This is a genomic window from Paraburkholderia rhizosphaerae, assembly GCF_004366595.1.
GTDB classification, from domain to species: domain Bacteria; phylum Pseudomonadota; class Gammaproteobacteria; order Burkholderiales; family Burkholderiaceae; genus Paraburkholderia; species Paraburkholderia rhizosphaerae.
The window spans coordinates 1-18,142 of sequence record NZ_SORE01000037.1 but is presented as its reverse complement, the minus strand read 5'-3'; the positions used below and the strand labels follow the sequence as shown (position 1 = coordinate 18,142).

The 18,142-nt window shown below is 61.0% G+C and carries 17 protein-coding genes and 1 pseudogene; 9 read left to right on the top strand and 9 right to left on the bottom strand.

The genetic code is table 11. The features are described from left to right. Positions 1–52 precede the first annotated feature (52 nt). Positions 53–379, top strand: a complete 327-nt coding sequence (locus tag BX592_RS30815) for a hypothetical protein (protein WP_208328000.1) — start codon at positions 53–55, stop codon at positions 377–379. 202 nt (positions 380–581) lie between these two features. Further along, positions 582–854 (top strand): DUF4148 domain-containing protein, encoded by a 273-nt coding sequence (locus BX592_RS30810; protein WP_134197077.1) that lies wholly within the window; start codon positions 582–584, stop codon positions 852–854. Positions 855–895: 41 nt separating this feature from the next. Here BX592_RS30810 and BX592_RS30805 read toward each other — a convergent pair whose 3' ends face one another. The 3 genes from BX592_RS30805 to BX592_RS30795 are packed head-to-tail and all read right to left on the bottom strand — an operon-like array spanning position 896 to position 3,743. Beyond that, entirely contained in the window at positions 896–1,585 is a 690-nt protein-coding gene (locus BX592_RS30805) for a response regulator transcription factor (RefSeq protein ID WP_134197076.1), read from the bottom strand. A gap of 57 nt (positions 1,586–1,642) precedes the next feature. Beyond that, a complete protein-coding gene (locus BX592_RS30800; RefSeq protein ID WP_134197075.1) occupies positions 1,643–3,022 on the bottom strand; it encodes a sensor histidine kinase in 1,380 nt (459 codons plus the stop codon). A gap of 43 nt (positions 3,023–3,065) precedes the next feature. After that, positions 3,066–3,743, bottom strand: coding sequence for a response regulator transcription factor (locus BX592_RS30795; RefSeq protein WP_134197074.1), 678 nt, complete (start codon positions 3,741–3,743; stop codon positions 3,066–3,068). Positions 3,744–4,070: 327 nt separating this feature from the next. Here BX592_RS30795 and BX592_RS30790 point away from each other — a divergent pair, with 327 nt between their 5' ends. Next, entirely contained in the window at positions 4,071–5,345 is a 1,275-nt protein-coding gene (locus BX592_RS30790; RefSeq protein WP_134197073.1) for a porin, read from the top strand. 12 nt (positions 5,346–5,357) lie between these two features. On the opposite strand, the gene BX592_RS30785 is transcribed toward BX592_RS30790, so the two are convergent. Together BX592_RS30785 and BX592_RS30780 are read right to left on the bottom strand one after the other, a co-directional pair. Further along, positions 5,358–6,566, bottom strand: coding sequence for a hypothetical protein (locus BX592_RS30785; protein WP_166676515.1), 1,209 nt, complete (start codon positions 6,564–6,566; stop codon positions 5,358–5,360). Positions 6,567–6,734: 168 nt separating this feature from the next. After that, positions 6,735–7,001, bottom strand: a complete 267-nt coding sequence (locus BX592_RS30780) for a DUF4148 domain-containing protein (protein WP_134197071.1) — start codon at positions 6,999–7,001, stop codon at positions 6,735–6,737. Positions 7,002–7,487: 486 nt separating this feature from the next. Between BX592_RS30780 and BX592_RS30775 the strand changes: the two genes are divergently transcribed. From BX592_RS30775 to BX592_RS30750, 6 genes are all read left to right on the top strand, one after another. Beyond that, positions 7,488–8,402: a carbohydrate ABC transporter permease gene (locus BX592_RS30775; protein ID WP_134197070.1), complete on the top strand. Its 915-nt coding sequence runs from the start codon at positions 7,488–7,490 to the stop codon at positions 8,400–8,402. A gap of 9 nt (positions 8,403–8,411) precedes the next feature. Then, positions 8,412–9,263, top strand: coding sequence for a carbohydrate ABC transporter permease (locus tag BX592_RS30770; RefSeq protein ID WP_134197069.1), 852 nt, complete (start codon positions 8,412–8,414; stop codon positions 9,261–9,263). A gap of 194 nt (positions 9,264–9,457) precedes the next feature. After that, on the top strand, positions 9,458–10,747 hold the full coding sequence (locus BX592_RS30765) for a sugar efflux transporter (RefSeq protein WP_134197068.1): 1,290 nt from the start codon (positions 9,458–9,460) through the stop codon (positions 10,745–10,747). Positions 10,748–10,966: 219 nt separating this feature from the next. Beyond that, on the top strand, positions 10,967–11,830 hold the full coding sequence (locus BX592_RS30760) for an MBL fold metallo-hydrolase (protein ID WP_243849811.1): 864 nt from the start codon (positions 10,967–10,969) through the stop codon (positions 11,828–11,830). 465 nt (positions 11,831–12,295) lie between these two features. Continuing rightward, a complete protein-coding gene (locus tag BX592_RS30755) occupies positions 12,296–13,417 on the top strand; it encodes a TIGR03118 family protein (protein ID WP_134197066.1) in 1,122 nt (373 codons plus the stop codon). Positions 13,418–13,884: 467 nt separating this feature from the next. Continuing rightward, positions 13,885–14,451 carry a VOC family protein gene (locus BX592_RS30750; protein ID WP_134197065.1) on the top strand — a complete coding sequence of 189 codons (567 nt, stop codon included), beginning with the start codon at positions 13,885–13,887 and terminating at the stop codon, positions 14,449–14,451. Positions 14,452–14,778: 327 nt separating this feature from the next. Here the strand turns inward: BX592_RS30750 and BX592_RS30745 are convergent, their stop codons facing one another. The 4 genes and pseudogenes from BX592_RS30745 to BX592_RS30730 all read right to left on the bottom strand — a co-directional run. Continuing rightward, positions 14,779–15,753 carry an anti-sigma factor family protein gene (locus tag BX592_RS30745; protein ID WP_134197064.1) on the bottom strand — a complete coding sequence of 325 codons (975 nt, stop codon included), beginning with the start codon at positions 15,751–15,753 and terminating at the stop codon, positions 14,779–14,781. A gap of 11 nt (positions 15,754–15,764) precedes the next feature. After that, positions 15,765–16,298, bottom strand: a complete 534-nt coding sequence (locus BX592_RS30740; RefSeq protein WP_075160886.1) for an RNA polymerase sigma factor — start codon at positions 16,296–16,298, stop codon at positions 15,765–15,767. Between the two features lie 823 nt (positions 16,299–17,121). Then, positions 17,122–17,820, bottom strand: a complete 699-nt coding sequence (locus BX592_RS30735; protein ID WP_134197063.1) for a response regulator transcription factor — start codon at positions 17,818–17,820, stop codon at positions 17,122–17,124. A gap of 138 nt (positions 17,821–17,958) precedes the next feature. Further along, positions 17,959–18,142: pseudogene (locus BX592_RS30730) on the bottom strand (ketol-acid reductoisomerase); the annotation flags it as partial.

Genomic DNA, 18,142 nt, shown 5'->3' with positions numbered 1-18,142 from the left:
CCTTGCCTCGTTGCTGAACCGTGATCAGGGAGCGCTTGCCCGGCTCGTGACGATGGGCGATCAGTCGACCTTCGTGAACGCCGCCGTCGGCGGCGTCGCGCGCGAAGGGCTGCTCGCGTTTCAGCAGCTCGAAGACAATCTCGCGCTGCTGCATCATTTCGGCGACGAATCGGTGCACGACAACGATGCGCTAGACGCCGCGCAACGCACGCTGGACCTCGCGATGTCGCGTTACAAGGACGGCATGGTCAGCTATTTCGATGGGGTGACCGCGCAAACCACTGCCGACGCGCGGATCGCATCGTCGGATGTGCACGCACGCAGGCTGACGTCATCGGTCGGTCTGATCCAGGCGCTCGGTGGCGGCTGGCAATACTAAAACGGCGATGCGCACAGCACCCCTGTTGCGCAGGACGCGCATCCGACATAGCACAGCGCGCCGAAAGCCGCTAAATGAACGAGTTTTCATCGTCATACGGCCGAACCGCTACGGGCTCCTTCTTACACTAACTCTGACCGCTGCCGATGTACTCGCATTGATCGACGCGGTCCCCTTCTTTCAACTTTACGAGGAACTTTCGATGAAACTCGCCCTTGCCATCTGCGCATTAGCCGGCGCCGCGCTGTGCAGCCCGGTGTTCGCCCAGACCGCCGCGCCGGCGACCCCGGCCGCAAACGGCGCGACTGCACCCGCCGCACCGTCATCGTCTGTGTCGCAGGCCGGACAATGGACGCCGCCGTATGGTCAGCCCGTGACCGGCCTGACTCGAGCACAGGTGTATCAGGATCTCGTGCACGCGGAAAAGGACGGGCAGTATCAGTATCTGAACCAGACGCTGTACTCGCACGGTTGAGCACGCAAGATGCGCGCGATGAGATCGGGCGCGCGCTACGCTCAAGCTTCGGCGGACAGCTGATAGCCGTAGCGGCTGACCGTCTCGATGCGCACCTGAGGACAGCGCCCGGCGAGCTTGCGGCGCAGCCGCGATACGACAAGGTTCACACATGCCGGATCGACCTCTTCCTTCTCCGACCACGCGTAGCGAATCAACTGATCGCGCGGCACCGGCGCATCGAAGCGCCGCAGCAGGCATTCGAGCAACTGGTACTCACGCCTCGTCAGCGCAACGCGACCCGCGCCCGCGACCAGCTCGCGGGTGGCCGCATCGAGTTGCACGGTGATCTGCGCCGCGCTGCTGACCGGTTCGGCCGGCAATGCGACGGTGATCCGTTGCATCGCAACGATGCGCTCGTGAATTTCGACAAACGAGTAAGGCGGAGTCAGGCACACATCCGCACCCGCGCGCAGCAAACGGACCCGCTCCGCCGCGGGCAGCCCGCGCACCAGCGCGATGATCACCGGCGCTTCGTCCACGCTCGATAGCGCGGGCAGCGCGTGCAGTAGTTCGGCCTGCGACGCCGGCTCCATCGCGAGCGCGACAATCGCGTCGAACGGATCGTGCGTGGCGAGAAACACCCCATCGCGGATGTCGTCCGCACGCTGCACGCTGTGCGCGCTTTCGCGAAAGGCCTTATGAAGCCATGTGGCTTCCGGATGCTCCGGGGAAACAAGAAGAATTCGCATGCAGTCAGTGACGAAGTTCGATTGGATGGGTCCGGCGCCGCTACCGTCGCTACCTCGCTACGCCAGCGTGTGCGGCCAGCATTCGACCGTCACACACGTGCCGGGCTCGGCGCTGCCGATACGGGCGGAAAAATCGTGAACTCGCAGGACCGCCGAGACGATACCGAGGCCCAGTCCCGATCCGGCGATATGCCGGGTCTGTTCACCGCGATAGAAACGCTGCATCACCGCATGGCGTTCTTCGGCCGGAATACCGGGTCCGTTATCGATGACCTCCACTTGCGGGCCATCGCGGGTTTGCTCGAGGTTTACACGCACCGCACCGCCAGCGGGCGTGAACTTCAGCGCGTTGTCGAGCAGATTGCTCAATGCCTCGAATAGCAACGCGCGGTCGCCATGCACGACCGGAACCGACGCCGCGTTGACGGTGAGCGTGATCGACTGGCTTTCGGCAAGCGGTTCGTATAACTCGCAGACATCGCGCACCAGCTCGTCGAGCTGGATTTCCGCAAATCCGCCACGCCGTTTCAGCGTGCCGATTTCCGAAATGCGCAGCATCGCGCGAAAGCGCTCCAGCAGATGATCCGTTTCCGTACGCGCGCGAGTGAGCATCGGCAGCCACGCGAGGGTCGTGTCCTCGCGCGCGCTTTCGTCGATATGCGCGAGCAGCGTGCGGACATGGGCAAGCGGCGTGCGCAAATCGTGCGCAATGCCGTCGCATGCTCCTTTGACTTCGGTCATCAGTCGTTCGACTTCGTCGAGCATGTGATTGACGAGGTGCGACAGCAGGTCGAGTTCGTCGCGGCCGCCGACCGGCAAACGCTGGTTCAGATCGCCTTGCGCGATCAGTTGCGTGACGCGACGGATTTCGCGCACGCGCCGCATCTGCCGCATCGCCAGCACCAGTCCGCCCGCGACACCCGCCGCGAGACAAAGGCCGCTACTGACAAACAGCGCGTTGAGGATCGTGTCGCGAATCAGGATGATGTGCGTCAGGTCGCGCGCGACCAGCATCACTGCGCCGTCGCGACGCCGATCGGCCATGGCGCGCACGACCGGCGCGCCCTGCGGACTGCTCACCGGCAGCGTGTTCTCGAGCGTGACGCCCGTGCGATCGGTCGGTATACCGGGCGGCAGGTGCGTCACATCGCCGGCGAGATGCTCGCCGTTAGCGCCGAACAGGCCGTAATACGCGGCATGCATCCGCTCGCGCTCAAGCCGGTGCCCGATGGTTTCGGCAAGCTGCGCGCGCGGTATCGCATCGAAGTACCTCAGCTGCCAGTCCATCACGACATCGCTCTGCCGCTCCATCTCGCCGGTGACGACCCAGCTCATGAAGCCAAGCAGCAGCACCACCGATACGGCGAAAATCGCACCATACATCAGCAGGAGCCGGAACGTCGTGGTGTGCCAGCGCCGGCCGACATCAGGCGTCATGCCACGAGACCCTTGAGAGGACAACGTGCTCAAATATTGCCCCCTAGCCGAACATGTAGCCGGACCCACGCACCGTCTGGATCACCGCGTGCACACCGGGCGGATCGATCTTCTTGCGCAGGCGGCCCATATGCACGTCGATCAGGTTGGTGCCCGGATCGAAGTGGTAGCCCCAGACCGCCTCGAACAGCATCGTGCGCGTAATGGTGCGACCCGCGTGACGCATCATGTATTCGAGCACGCGGTATTCGGTCGGCAGCAGCGCGATTTCCTCGCCGTCGCGACGCACCTTGCGTGAGACCAGATCGAGTTCGATCGGCCCCACCGACAACATCGCGTCCGATTGCGGCATCGGTGCATTGCGTCTGCGCAGCAGCACCTCGAGCCGCGCGACCATTTCCTCGGGATCGAACGGTTTGGTCAGGTAATCGTCGCCGCCCGCGCGCAGGCCTCGCACCCGTTCATCGACATCGCCGAGCGCGCTTAGCATCAGCACCGGCGTCATCACGCCGATGCTGCGCATGGTTGTCAAAATAGTCAGCCCGTCCATGCCCGGCAGCATCCGGTCGAGCGTGATCACGTCGTAGTTATCGTTAAGCGCATTAACCATACCCTCTTTGCCATTGTCGATCCAATGCACGGAGAAGCCTCTCCGGCTGAGTTCGTTGACGATCTCGCCAGCTGCGATTTCGTCGTCTTCGATCGTGAGCACTCTCAACATAGTGATTCAATCGCCTCGCGCGTCGTCACGGCATTCTCTCCAACCGATGCGGTCCGTCTAGCGTTCGCCCCCATTCGTTACTGTCAGCTTACGTGACGCTATCCATCTGAACCGTTGCAATTAGATGAATAATTTTTCATCTTCGGGCGGCACCCAGCGCCAGTAAGAGGCTACCCGGTAATTCAGCTTTTCGCAAAACTGCATTGCGCGCATCCAACTATGTGGCATTGCTATATTTCGCCGGGAAATATTTGGGCGGCATAGCGCCGCACGCGCCGCAACGGCGCGGACAACTGGTTTTTCACGGGTGACATTGAGGAGACGCGTATGAGAAGACGGCATTGGGTCGCCGCCTTGGTGCTGGGTTCGCTGTTCGACATCGCGCATGCGGACGACGGCAATAGTGTGACGCTTTATGGGGTATTGGACGTCGCGGTGGGGGTGGTCGAACATAACCCGAATGCGAGTGCTGCGTTTCCGACCACGGTCAATCCTGTCAGTAAGGTCAGCACACAATTTCAGAAGCCTGTCTTTGGGCTCTTCAACGGCGGTATTTCGGATCCGCGCTGGGGGATACGCGGTAACGAGAATCTCGGCGGCGGATTGCATGCGTTCTTCGACCTCGAATCGGGCTTCAATTTGCCTAGTGGACAGTTGAATAACGCCGCCGCTTCGCTTGCGGGTCCGAAAAACACGGTTGGGGCCGCATCCGCTCTGAACGGTCAGTTCTTCAATCGCGCCGCTTACGTCGGACTGCGAGACGATAAGTTTGGTTCCATCGCATTCGGCCGCTCGACCACATTCGGCTATGACGTGATTACGTCGTACGACCCGTTGTTCCAGTCGCAGTTGTTCTCACCGCTCGGTTTCTCGGGATCGTATTCGGCCGGCGGCATTACGGAAGGATCACGAACCGATAACAACATCAAGTACACGAATCAGATCGGCGACTTCAACTTCGGTGTTTCCTATAGTTTGGGCGGCGTCGCGGGACACTTCGGCGACGGCTCGACGTTCGGTGCGGTAGCCGGTTATCAGAACAACTCGTTCGGTATTCAGGCAACTTACTACCAGGCGCGCGATATCGTCCATTCGGGCTTGCTAGTCGGCGCCAATGCGATCGACAGCCCGCTGATCGGCCAGAACGTCGGTACGCTATCGCTGGACAACGACTACGACTATATGATCGCGGCGAAGTACAAATTCGCCAACGCGACGATCAAGGGCGGCTATGAGCGCTTCGTGATCAAGCCGCCGTCAGATCCGGCGCCGGCCGGTACGATCGCCGATTATTTCGGCTTCTCGGGTACGCTAGTCAACACGACGACGACCACCTCGACTAACGTCTACTTCTTCGGCGGCGACTATCAGTTCACGCCGAGCTTTGACGTCGCCGCGGGTATCTACGACACGCAGACCGAACAGTCGCAAGGCGTGGCGGGCGGCAACCAGTGGCAATACTCGGTGCTCGCCGACTATCACTTCACGCGACGCACCGATGTGTACGCCGGCTACATGTTCTCGAAGTTCAACGGCGCGGCATTCAATGGCTTTCAGTCGACGAACTATATTCTTGCGACAGGCTTGCGCACGATATTCTGAGGCCCCGATCGATCACGACTGTCTGACCATTGGCGAGTCGTGATCCGGGAACACAGGTGTCGACTGGCCGGGCGTGAACATCTGCGAGTAGAAGATCCGATGCCGGGCATCGGGACGTAGCGCAATGTCGTGGTTGGAAGGCGGCAAGCGATATGTCCCATCGACGTCCCGGCCAAAGTAAGTCGCCACGACGTTGCCCGCTTTCTCCGAATAGGTCAGCGCGATCGCGCGGTCGAATTTACGCATTGGCTGAGCCGGTACGCTCGAAGGCCAGTTAAAGGTCTGCGGCCAACGCGCGACAATCGTGACCGTGTCCGTGTCCGGAGATCGGGCCTTTTCTTCGTTAAACCTCTGCTGCATGAACGGCAGCATGTTTCCCGCAAGCCACTGCGCGCGCTCGTTCATCGCATTTCCGTAGTAGTCGACGACAACGGGATTGGTTGCTGTTCCGGGCGGCAATTCCGATGGCGCAGGTTGACCTCCGCAGTTTCCATGCGCGATTTCGAATTTTTCGATCGCGGGAGTCAGTGCTTTTTCGTAAAACGGCGCGAACCAGTTAATGACGGGCGTTGCATTGAGCGATGCAAGCGTATGGCTCTGTTGCACTGCTGCCGCTTCAGTATCCTTACCTTCTTGCTGTAGGGCGTTTTGCTGATTCGCTAGTCCCCAGGCCCGATATGCGTCGCCGACTTCGGGTAGCATGAGCGGCACAAATGCGACGGCGGGCGAAAGCGGCGCCAATGCCATCGCGACTCCGTTCGCGAGCGTATGGACAGACGCGTTTGCGAAATCCCATTTAGCCTGTTCAGAATCCGGATTCGCGCCCATCTTCTGGCCCGTCTTGACCATGTCGTCTACCCCAAGGCCCATCCCGACACCGGCTCCAAGCGTCATCCCCGCGGCGTAGGCGGGCCAGCTGAAGGCGTCGCGACTAGCCCACATCGCGTACTCAAGACCTGTCATCGTCGATTGGTTGGCCAGGTTAGCGTAATTTTCGGGCACCGGGCTTTGCGCCGTACGCTCGTACACACCAGGCAGCGCCAACCCGCCCACGGTCAACCACGTACCGTGGTACCCCCCCGGTGCACGTGCACGCGTGTCGCCGGGATCTTCGGCGTGCGGCGACCCATTGCGCTGGGCCGGTCCGCTGGTCACCGCGCTAGCCGCTTGCTTTTGCACCGGCCCTCCCGGTGCCCTGTTTTTTGCGTTGTTCGCCGCCACTTCCTGCCTCGCCCGGGTCACTTCCGGACTCTCATTGACAGCTCCGGACGACGCCGCGCCCCCAGCGCCAATAGACGAAACTCCCACACGGCCACCTTTGACTTGAATGAACGGATAGCCCGATTCTATTCAGACGATGCGGCTGGAGGTCCTATCTGTTCACCAGGTTCAATGGTGGGCGTACACGGTACGGTTCAACCTCGCGATCTGTCCGTCACGCTGCGCCTGTACCAGTTCCCGATAGACCTGCGCGCGGGTCTTTTCCATGCTCGTGAGGTTCGTGGTGGTCGGCGCGGGCGACTGCGACATTTGCGACGCTTGCGCCGGTGTGATGTTCTGCGGTTGCGATGGCGCTTCGACGTTCGTTTGCGCGCGAACGGCCATGCTCGAAGCGAGGGTGATGATTGCGGTCAACGTCGTAATGCTAGCCTTCATGAGAAATTCCGTGCGTTAAGTGAAACACTGTCCTGTCGATAGCCGGGCACGCAATTTTCTTCATCCGCGTCCGCGGCACCGTACATCGCGCGGGCATCGACACTTCAATAACGCCTCAGTTTTCCCCGTTCTTCCATTAAAAAATCTCAACGTGAATGAAGGTATCGCATGCCCGTGGCCGCGAACCTGAGAAGCTTGTCAGCAAAGCCGATTCATTATCGTCAGCATTGCCAAACAACCTGAACAATACGTGCACGCTGATCGCCGCCAGCGCGCCGTCACAACGGCACCCAATGCATCGAGTACATCGAGCACGCTACCCACATATTAAGACGACCGTTCAAAGGTTGCGTGAGCCGAACGGCTCAGCTACTTTTTTCGTCTATGTCCCAACCCGCTTGAACTCGGGCCAGAGCTGGCCGGAACGCCCGAACACGCGCCACGTCCAGTTGTGCCCTGCGCAGTTGTCTCGCGCGAGGAAACCGAATGTCCACGACCCTGTCCGAACCTGCCGCCGGCGCGAGCCGCCCGCCGCGCAAGCGCCGTGCGCCGCTGAGCCGGCGGCGCAATCGCGCGGCGCTGCTGTTTCTGCTGCCCGGCGCGCTGATCTTCGCGCTCTATGTGGTCTACCCGGTGCTGAGCAGCATCGTGCTCAGCTTCTACAACTGGGACGGCATGACACCGCGCACCTTCATCGGCCTCGCGAACTACGCGGAGCTGCTGCGCTCCGACACGTTCTACGTCGCGTTGAGAAACAACGTGCTGTGGCTCGTGCTCTTTCTGCTCGCGCCGCCCATCGGCCTCGCGTTCGCGCTCTATCTGAATCAGAGCGTGCGTGGTATCCGGCTCGTGAAGTCGCTTTTCTTCGCGCCGTTCGTGCTGCCGGGTGTCGTTGTCGGGCTCGTGTTCAGCTGGTTCTACGATCCGACCTTCGGTCTGCTCAAGCTCATTATCGGGTACGGCATTCCGGTGCTCGGCGACCCTCGCTACGTGACCTACGGCATCATCTTCGCGGCGCTATGGCCGCAAATTCCGTTCTGCATGATTCTGTATCTGACCGGCCTCACCGGCATCAATAGCGAGGTGATCGAGGCCGCGCGCATGGAAGGCGCGAAAGGCTTCCGGCTGCTGTGGCATGTGATCCTGCCGCAACTGCGACCCGCCACGTTCATGGCGTTCGTGCTGACCGTGATCGGCGCGCTGCGCAGCTTCGATCTGATTTCGGTGATGAGCGGCGGCGGGCCATTCGATAGCTCCACCGTGCTCGCCTATTACATGTACGACCAGGCGATCAAGTACTACCGCGAAGGCTATTCGGCATCGATCGCGGTGGTCCTGTTTCTGATCATGCTCGCCTTTATCGTCTGGCAGCTGCGCCGGCTTGTGCGCAGCGAATCCTGAGGAACCACGATGTATCCGATGCCCGTTTCGCGTTGGCGCCCCGGCAGCCGCCTGCTGTACAAGATATCGCTGCCCTGCGCGCTGCTGCTATGGCTGCTGCCGTTGCTGGCGGTGTTGACCACCTCGATCCGCTCAAGCGATGAGCTCTCCGCCGGCAATTACTGGGGCTGGCCGAAGCAGTTCGCGCTGGTCGAGAACTACCGCGTCGCGCTCACCGAGACGCCGATGCTGCATTACTTCCTGAACAGCGTGCTGATCACGCTGCCGTCGGTTGCGGTGGCGATCTTTCTCGCGTCGATGGCTGGCCATGCGCTAGCGAATTACCGGTTTCGCGGCAATATGGTGCTGCTCGCGATATTCGTCGCCGGTAACTTCGTGCCGGTGCAGATCCTGATGATTCCGGTCCGGCAGCTGACGCTCGACTTTGGCCTCTATAACACGGTCTGGGGGCTGGTCCTCTTTCACATCGCATTCCAGACCGGTTTTTGCACGCTGTTCCTGCGCAATTTCATCCGCCAGTTGCCGTACGAACTGATCGAAGCCGCACGCGTCGAAGGCGCGAGCGAATGGGCCGTCTACGCGCGCATCGTGTTGCCGCTCGTGCGTCCGGCGCTCGCCGCGCTCGGCATTCTCGTGTTCACCTTCGTGTGGAACGACTACTTCTGGGCGTTGTGCCTCACGCAAGGCGACGACGCCGCGCCGATCACGGTCGGCGTCGCCGCGTTGCGCGGCCAGTGGACGACTGCGTGGAACCTTGTGTCGGCCGGGTCGGTGCTCGCGGCGCTGCCGTCGGTGCTGATGTTCTTCGCGATGCAGAAACACTTCGTCACGGGCCTGACGTTCGGCGCGACGAAGGGATAAAAAAGGAAAGACCCCACCGCAACCACCCGAGGGCGAGCGCTTTTTTACGCGTGCGGCGCGTCGTTCCGCCGTATGCGGACTCGCGCGCGATGCGGCATGCATCGAGCAACAGACGCCGCGCCCACCGCCCGTCACATTGCGCGTTACCATCTCGCTCGGCGCACGTTCCGCGTAGCGCCCTGCCCCTTCAATCAATGAACGCCCGACTCGCCGAACTCGCCCGCATTCCGTTCTTTATGCCGCTCGCGGCCGCGACGCTGATGCTTGGCGTCGCGATGTCGTTCACGGCGCCGTATCTATCGCTGTTCGGAGTCGAGCAGGCCGGCATGACGCCGCTGATGCTCGGCATCTTCATGACACTAATCGCGGCAAGCGGCGTGGTGACCAGCGCATGGGCGGGCAAGTGGACCGACCGGCACGGTCATCATCGGTCGCTGCTGCTTGGCGCATTGGTGCTCGCCGCGCTCGGCTATCTGCTGATCTGCTTCGTGCGCGATTACCGGGCGCTGCTCGTGATCGGCGTGGTGTTTCTTGGCTCGAGCGGGTCGGCGCTGTCTCTCGTGTTCGCATTCGGCCGCGCCGCTTTGCCGGTGCGCGACGAAGGCGAGCGCGCGTTCGCCGCGGCGACGCTGCGTACGCTGCTATCGGTCGCATGGGTTTTCGGGCCGTCGCTGGGTGCGCTGGTGCTCGCGGCGGCGGGCTTTCATGGGCTCTTCCTGTTCGCGGCAGCAAGCTTTGCCGGCTGTGCAGCGATCATCTGGCGCATGCACGAAGTGCCCGGCGGCGACCTGCATAGCGCGCCCAATCATGTGGCCGGCGATCCGGCCTCGTCGCTCGAAGTCACGACGCCTGAGCCGGAAGTCCCGCTGCAGCCGGACTACACGCACGCAACCGCGCCGATGCGGCAGATCTGGCGCTCGGTGCTTGCGTTGACGCTAATCGGCCTCGCCGCGAACGCGACGATGATCGTGCTGCCGCTTTACATCGTGCGTGGACTACATGGCACCCGCATCGACGTATCGATCATGCTCGGCCTTGGCGCCTTCCTCGAAATCCCGATGATGCTCGCGCTCGGCGCGCGCGGCGGGAGGCTCAACAAGCTGCGCTGGCTGGCGGCCTGTAGCGTCGTGCACGTGATCTACTTCATCGCGATGGCGGCCGCCGGTTCGGTCAACGTGCTCATTCCGATGCAGAGCCTCAGCGCGTTTGTCGTCGCGGTCACCTCGTGCCTCGGCATGACTTATGTGCAGGACCTGATGCCGACCAAACCGGGTGCCGCGACTGCACTGTTCTTTAACGCGTCGCGAGTCGGCTCGATTCTGTCCGGCGTGCTGTCCGGATTGCTGGTCGCCGGTATCGGCTATCGCGGCACTTTTCTCGCTTGCGGCTGCCTCGCGGCCGGTGCATTCGTATTGTTCGCAGACCCGCCGTGGTCGCGCGGGATGCGCTACGTGCGCGATCTGTGGCGTAGCCGCCGCGCTTAGGACGCGGCCATTCCCTATATCCGTGCGGATACGTCGAGTCGTTGCGTATCCAACAAACGCTGTGCGAATCCGCAAGACATACACAAGCCAAACGCCAACAATTGTGCTTTTTCCACGGCCACGGCACACGCCGGCGCCGCGCCGCTGATCGAGATCCCGCGCGGAATCGCCGCACGTCGAGGCCTGTCGTGTCGAGGCAAAAAATTGGCATTGAGAACTGTGAATCATCAGATTGGCCGCGTATCCATTACGCGTGTCACTGAAACCGCGTATACGTTGCCGCTGTCGTTCCTGTATCCGAACTGGCGCACGATCTGCTGCCCGGAACTGGGCCGTCTGCTGTCGCCGGCCACGCTCGACGTGCGGCAGGAGGAAGTGATACTGAGCGTGCATACATGGGTGGTCCGTACCGGTGGACACACGCTGCTGATCGACACCGGCATCGGCAACGGCAAGTATCGCCCGTTCAATGCGCGCTTCGACCAGTTGCAAACGTCGTTTATCGACCGACTCGCGCTCGCAGGCGTGCAGCCTGCCGATGTCGACTATGTGCTGCTCACGCATCTGCATGCGGACCACGTCGGCTGGAACACGCAGTTCTCCGACGGCCGGTGGATGCCGACGTTCCCGCGCGCAAAGTATGTGTTTCCGCGCGCTGAAATGGAGTTCTTCGCGACACGCGCGGGGGAGAGCCGCAGGATGGTGTTCGAAGACAGCGTGTTGCCGGTCGTCGAAGCGAATCAGGCCACGCTGATTCCCGAAACGGGCGGAGAATTTCTCGACGGCATTGAATTCCACCCGACGCCCGGACACAGCATCGCGCATATGGCCATCTCCGTGCGCTCGAACGGCGACGAAGCGCTCTTTTGCGGCGACGTGATGCACAACCCGCTGCAGGTGTACCGGCCCGACTGGTGCTCGAACTTCGCGCTCGACAAAGCACGCGCACGCAGTTCACGACGCTGGCTTCTCGATTACGCGGCCGAGCGAGGCGCACAGCTGTTTACCGCGCACTTCCCGGAGTCGTCTGTTGGACGGGTGACGCGCAACGGGGACGCGTTCGCATGGCGATACAGCGCGTAAGCGCTCTATCTTGCAAGATGCTTTCACCGCGCAGGTCGCGGGCGTACTGATGCGTGGGAGCAGCATTCGGCGAGCGCCATCGTCACGCAGGTGCAAGGCCTACGCGGATGCCATCGTACGATCGGCGCAAAGCGTCCGGGCGTTTCGCCGAGACGCTCCTCCAGTTGCACAATCGACCTCGACGCGGCTGGCTGCCCGACATCCAGCAGATGCACACCGTCGGACAATGAGTCGGCCTCTATCACGCTGACCAAGGTTTCCATCGCCGTCAAACGATCCACCAGCCGCTCCTGTTCGAGCGCCGGTCATATCGCTCGCGATGCGACGGTGCCATGCCGCGGCGATCGGAGCATGGGCCTCACCCGGCCATGCATTGCAAATAGTCTCGTCGTAGCAGGAATAAAGCGCGTCTGAACTTCGTTCAGTGTTCCGTAACGACCACCCGGTTATCCGAGGAGTGCGGCCATGAAGTCTGTGCTTAAGGTGTTGGGCACCGTCGTCGGCGGTGCGTCTTTGTCGATGCTCGTTGCGTGCGGCGGCAGCGGTTCCGGGTCGGGCAGCAGCACCATGCAAACGTTCGCCGAAACCCTGCTGGTTTCGGATGGCGCGGTCCCCGCCGCACATACGGACCCCAACCTGAAGAATGCATGGGGCGTCGCGTTCAATCCAAAAGGGTTCGCGTGGGTCGCCGACAACGCGACCAATGTCGCGACGCTCTATGACGGCAATGGTGTGCCGCAGCCGCTTGTCGTCAGCATTCCGGATGGTATGAATGGGCCGACGAATCCGACCGGCATCGTATTCAACGGCACGGCCGACTTCATGATCAGCCAGGGCGGCAAGAGCGGCGTGGCGGCCTTTATCTTTGCTGGCGAGGGCGGCACCATCACCGCGTGGGCGCCTGCAGTCCAGCCCACCGCCGCGCTGATCGAACACGATGACGGCCCGGGCGGCGCGGTCTATAAGGGACTTGCGCTCGCGTCCAATAACGGCAACAACTTTCTGTACGCGACTGACTTTCACAACAACAAGATCGACGTGTTCGACAGAACCTTCACGAAGGTGACGATGCCTGGCAATTTCCACGATCCATCGCTACCCGCCGGCTTTGCACCGTTCGGTATTCAGGCAATCGGCTCGAGATTGTTCGTCACCTATGCGCAGCAGGATGCCGCTGCGCACGACGACGTCGCAGGCGCCGGACTCGGCTTCGTCGATGTTTTCGACACCGCAGGCAATTTCCAACAGCGCTTCGTATCAGGCGGTCCGCTTAACGCGCCATGGGGCATCACGCAGGCGCCGTCGAATTTCGGCTCGCTCAGCAACGCGGTGCTGATCGGCAACTTCGGCGATGGCAAGATCAATGCATTCGATCAGTCGAGCGGTCTGTTCATGCGGACGCTCAACACTGCGAACGGTAGCGCGTTCGTGCAGGGCGGACTGTGGGGAATCGCGTTCGGCAATGGCCTCGACAATCAGCCTACCAATACGCTGTTCTTTGCCGCGGGACCGAACGATGAAACGAACGGCGTGTACGGACGTATCGATGTGCAAAGCGTGATGACGTCGTCGATGCCGATGATGTAGCGCTACGTGCGCGGCCCTAACGTCACGGGCCGATCCGCCCGCGCGCCCAATGCCGCACTGCAACGGACGCGCGCGTCTGCAACGGATGCAACAGGATAGTTGCGTCCGCTACGATTCTGTTTCCTCGATGTAATGCGTATGTCACCCCCTCGCGATGAATGACGCGCGTATGAAGCCCTGCAATTCCGTATCGGAAACGTAGATGTCTTACCGATCTTCCCAGCGGTATACGTCGATTTGACACGTACCAAACGGTGCGCTTCCTATGCATCGATGGGCGCGCTCCGCCATGCGTATTTGCCCAGGAATAATCGTCTACTCCAGTTGTTTTAGCTGAGCAGCGTGCATTTTGACGTCGAGCAGAATCGGAGCGTCACAGGGAGTTCGGCCAGTTGCGTGCCGGCAAGGCTGCGAGGCGCAAGACGCGCCACCTTGTGTTTATATCCAGCAGCAAAGGAGTTGAAGCAATGATGAATCAGTCGGTGAAAGACAAGCCCGTGCGACCGTTGAAGAAGCTTCCGATGCGTCTGCATCACCATGCCTTTACGACGGACAACCACCAGCGGACTCGCCACTTTTACGAACACGTTCTTGGTTTGCCGCTCGTCGCTTATGAAGTCGAACGCGAGCGCATCGGCGATACATGCGTCGATCTCGGCTATGCGTTTTACGAATTAGGCGATGGCAGCACACTCGCGTTCTTCACATTCGACGACCCTGAAAAACAGGCGGCATGGAAAGAAAAAGAGCAGTCGCTCTTTGTGCACATCTCGCTGCTCGTCGAAGCCGCGACTCAGGATGAAGTCGAGCAGCGTCTGACGCGCGCCGGTTTCGAGCCGCTGATGCTGCAGCATGGTTTCTGCACGTCGCTGTACATCAAGGATCCGAACGGCCTGATGCTTGAGTTCAGCGTCGACCATGAAGACACATTCGGTGTGGTCGAAGCGATGACCGCTTCTGTACGCGAATGGATGCAGGGCGGTCGCAAACCGGGTAGAAGCCTGCCGTTCAATGCGGCCGCGAACCTGGCGTGATCGCGCACGCGCGGCATGCCGTGCAATCGATGAGCTGAACGTCACGCACCCGCACCGCTCGGCGGGCAAATCGCACACCGTTCTTCCGGCGAGAAAGTATCTACGGAAATTGAGAATCCGCTCAAACTCTGTTCCGCTACACTTTTGGGTAAGTTCTATTGGCGTTGGCGCTACTCGAGTTGCAGCCGTCGTAGCCTGAAATGCACGACGTGCGCGACATCGTGCACGCGCGGCGAGCGGACGGGAGCCGCTGCATACGGTGCTCGCGCCAGCGGCCGACTCCATACTGAAGGTCGGCCACGCAGTTCGATAGACGGATGCGAAGTATCAGGTCATGCTCGCAAGCACGGAATCGAGGAATGCCTTACCGAATAGCTGGCCGCTGCGATCTTCCGCCAGCATCTTGCCGAGGTCGGGCAATGCAACGCCGTCGCGTTTGCCGATCAGCGCATAGCCGAGCTGCGCGCGTCTCCACGTGATCACGCTCATGTCGTCGATGCTTTGCTCGGCGATCGGATGGTCCGGCTTCGCTTCTTTCGTCACGCATAGCGCGACCGGCGCGCCCGATCCCGTTGCCGGCAGATAGACAATCTGCACGAGCGGCCGGCCATGGAAGCGCAAGCGCTGCACCCGCTTGAACGTCAGGCCAGACGAGGTCAGGTCGGGCACATGCACATCGAGTCCGTCCTCGTGCCGGATTTCGTCGACGATACGCGCGGACTGCACCATATCCGGCTGCACTTCGGCAAGCGTTTCGTGCGCGTAGAGCTGCTGGTATCCCGCAGCCGCGACGACCCATGGCGACGCGCCGCCCGCAAGCGATGCAAGCGGCGTGTTGTCGAACATGCCCGAGCCTGAGCGTGCATCCGCGGCTAGTCTGAACACGGCGCCCCAGCAGAACGCGCCGGCGACGAACGCGACCGCAAGCCACGCGGGTGCAATGCGGAACGCTCCCCCACGCGGCAACTGCCACGCAGGCGGCACGCCAGCGGTAACCGGAGGCGGACCCGCGGAATTCGCGCCAAGGTGTATCTCGCCGGCCGGTGCGTCGGTGTCATCGTCGAACTGCGCGTGCACTTCACCGCGCGCGATACGACCGACGAGCGCCACCAGGCGTTCGGGCACCTCCGGCAGCTTCTGATGCGCGAACGCGTTCTGATAAGGCAGCCGAGACGCCCGAAGCAGTGCGACACGTTCCGCGAGTTCAGCCGACGACCCGATCCCCTCTTCAACCTGTTGCTTCTGGTCGGACGGCAGCATACCGTCGACGTACGACAACAACAGGACGTCGTCAATCTTCATTCCCCGTCTCCTTACCCTTTGATGCTGTCTTTCACTTTTTGATCTTGTCGCGTGCCGAACTGACTCCCAACGGCCTGCCGCGCGCGCGACAGACGGCTCATGATGGTGCCTACCGGAACACCGAGAACCTGGGCCGCCTCCTGATAACTCAGCCCTTCGACGACTACCAACAGCATAACGGTGCGTTGCGCATCGGGCAATCGCTCGACTGCGCGGACGATCTGCCGGTTAAGCGCATCCGCCTCGGGATCCGGCGCGGAAGGATCCGCGACAGTCTCCAGGTAGCTGTCGTCCCACTCCGCACTTGTCCTGCTGCGCACGCTGCGCGCGCGCAATTCGTTGATCCATGTCGTGTGAACGATCGAATACATCCAGCTCAACGGCGATGTATCCGGCTTCAACTGATGTGCCCGCTCGAGTGCGCGCAAGCACGCGCGTTGCACCAGATCTTCCGCATCGTGCTGATCTCGAGAGATGCGTAGCGCGAACGCCCACAACCTCGGCAGCAATTCTGGAAGGATGCTGGGAAAATCTGCGACGCTCATCGGCGTAATTCCTCGCGTGACGTTTCTGTTCTGTCGACTCTGCGCAGCTTTGCAGCAGTCGGCGGCAAACGAAGTTTAGCGTCGATCGCAAACGTTTGCTGTTGCATCCTTTCCGATCCTGACTAACGCAATTAGAAAAAGAAACGAAGGCAGTCATTGTTGATCACCAGTCCGATTGCAAGCCAATTACCGGGTTGTCGTGACAGAAAACGCTGGTTCCCTATTGGACGCACGGAGCACAAGCCGCTTGCATGATCGTGCGGTAAATAAACCCGCCGAAGCACCGCCAGCAGCGTCTCCAGGGTGTCGCGAAATGTGTCCGGTTTGCCTAACACCATTCGTATTTGTGCCGTCAACGAACCGTATCCACGCGCCCACCCCTACATCGTTTCGATATCCTTGCGACACATGTTTTTGCACATTGCACCCGGCCTGCAGTTTGTCAGCCCAGTACCCGCCTTGCGTCGACGCATCTGCGGAAAAACCTTGCAGCATGCCGGTCTTCCCATTCAGACGTGACCTTAACCAAAGCGCATGTTTACGGCAACCGAACATCATTCGTTTAAGGAGAAGCAACTTCATCGCCTAACGAAATGCATTACAAATTGATACGAAAAGTCCGACATCCGCAGGGTCGCGCAAAGCAACTCGCTTTCAATCACTTTCAATTCATGCGCAACATTCATGCGTTGCTTCACTTAAGTCCGGAAAAAATCATAAAGCGAAAATCCGCCTGAAATACCTGTCACGCCCTTTAAAGCCGGGCAATCTGAATTACCAGCCTTTATTGCATCGGCCGATCAATCACGACTGCAAGACTCATTCATAACGCCAGCACATATCCGGCACCGCGCACCGTCTTCAACACCGACTCTTCACCCGGCACATCGATCTTCCTGCGCAGTTTGCTCATATGCACCTCAATCAGGTTCGTACCCGGATCAAAGTGATAGCTCCAGACCGCTTCGAACAGCATCATGCGGGTCACCGTCTGTCCGACGTGACGCATCATGAATTCGAGTACGCGGCATTCGGTCGGCAGTAGTGGGATCTCAGCGCCATTGCGCGTTACCCTGCGCGCCGCGAGATCAAGCGCAAGCGGCCCGGCTCGTAGCAGCGATTTCGCGCGCGCGGTAGCACCGATGCCGGGCTCCTGGCTGCGACGAATCAACTCCTTGAGACGTGCCATCAACTCTTCCGGGTTGTACGGCCGCGTCAGATAGTCGTCGCCTAGCGCCCGCAGGCCGCGCATTCGTTCGTCGACGTCACCGGGAACGTTGAGCATCAGAACCGGCGTTTGCACCCCGACAGTGCGCATCGCGGCCAGGATGCTCATCCCGTCGATGCCGGGCAACATGCGTTCGAGCGTGATGGCGTCGTAACCGCCGCCGATTGCGCGCGCTAACGCTTCACGTCCATCGCCGACCCAGTCGACAGAGAATCCGTAATTTTTCAGCTCCGCGACGATTTCAACGCCTGCTTTCGGGTCGTCATCGATCGTCAGTACTCGCGATCTCGTCATCGTTTTACCATCCCGAATCTGCTTATCCCTTAGGCGGCCATCCGTCGCCGGCTCGTCTGATCCGCTTTACGTCCTCGCGCTTTACGTCACTGCCCTCAAGTTTTCTTCTCATCCGTTTTCGCGGAGATCGTTCATTCGCTAGTTCTTCGACTGGTCGACCAGCTTGTTCTTCGCGATCCACGGCATCATCGCGCGCAGCTTCCCACCGACCTGTTCGATCTGGTGCCCGGCCGTCAGGCGACGGCGCGACTGCAGCGTCGGCGCACCCGCGCGGTTTTCGATGATGAAGCTCTTCGCGTACTCGCCAGTCTGGATGTCCTTC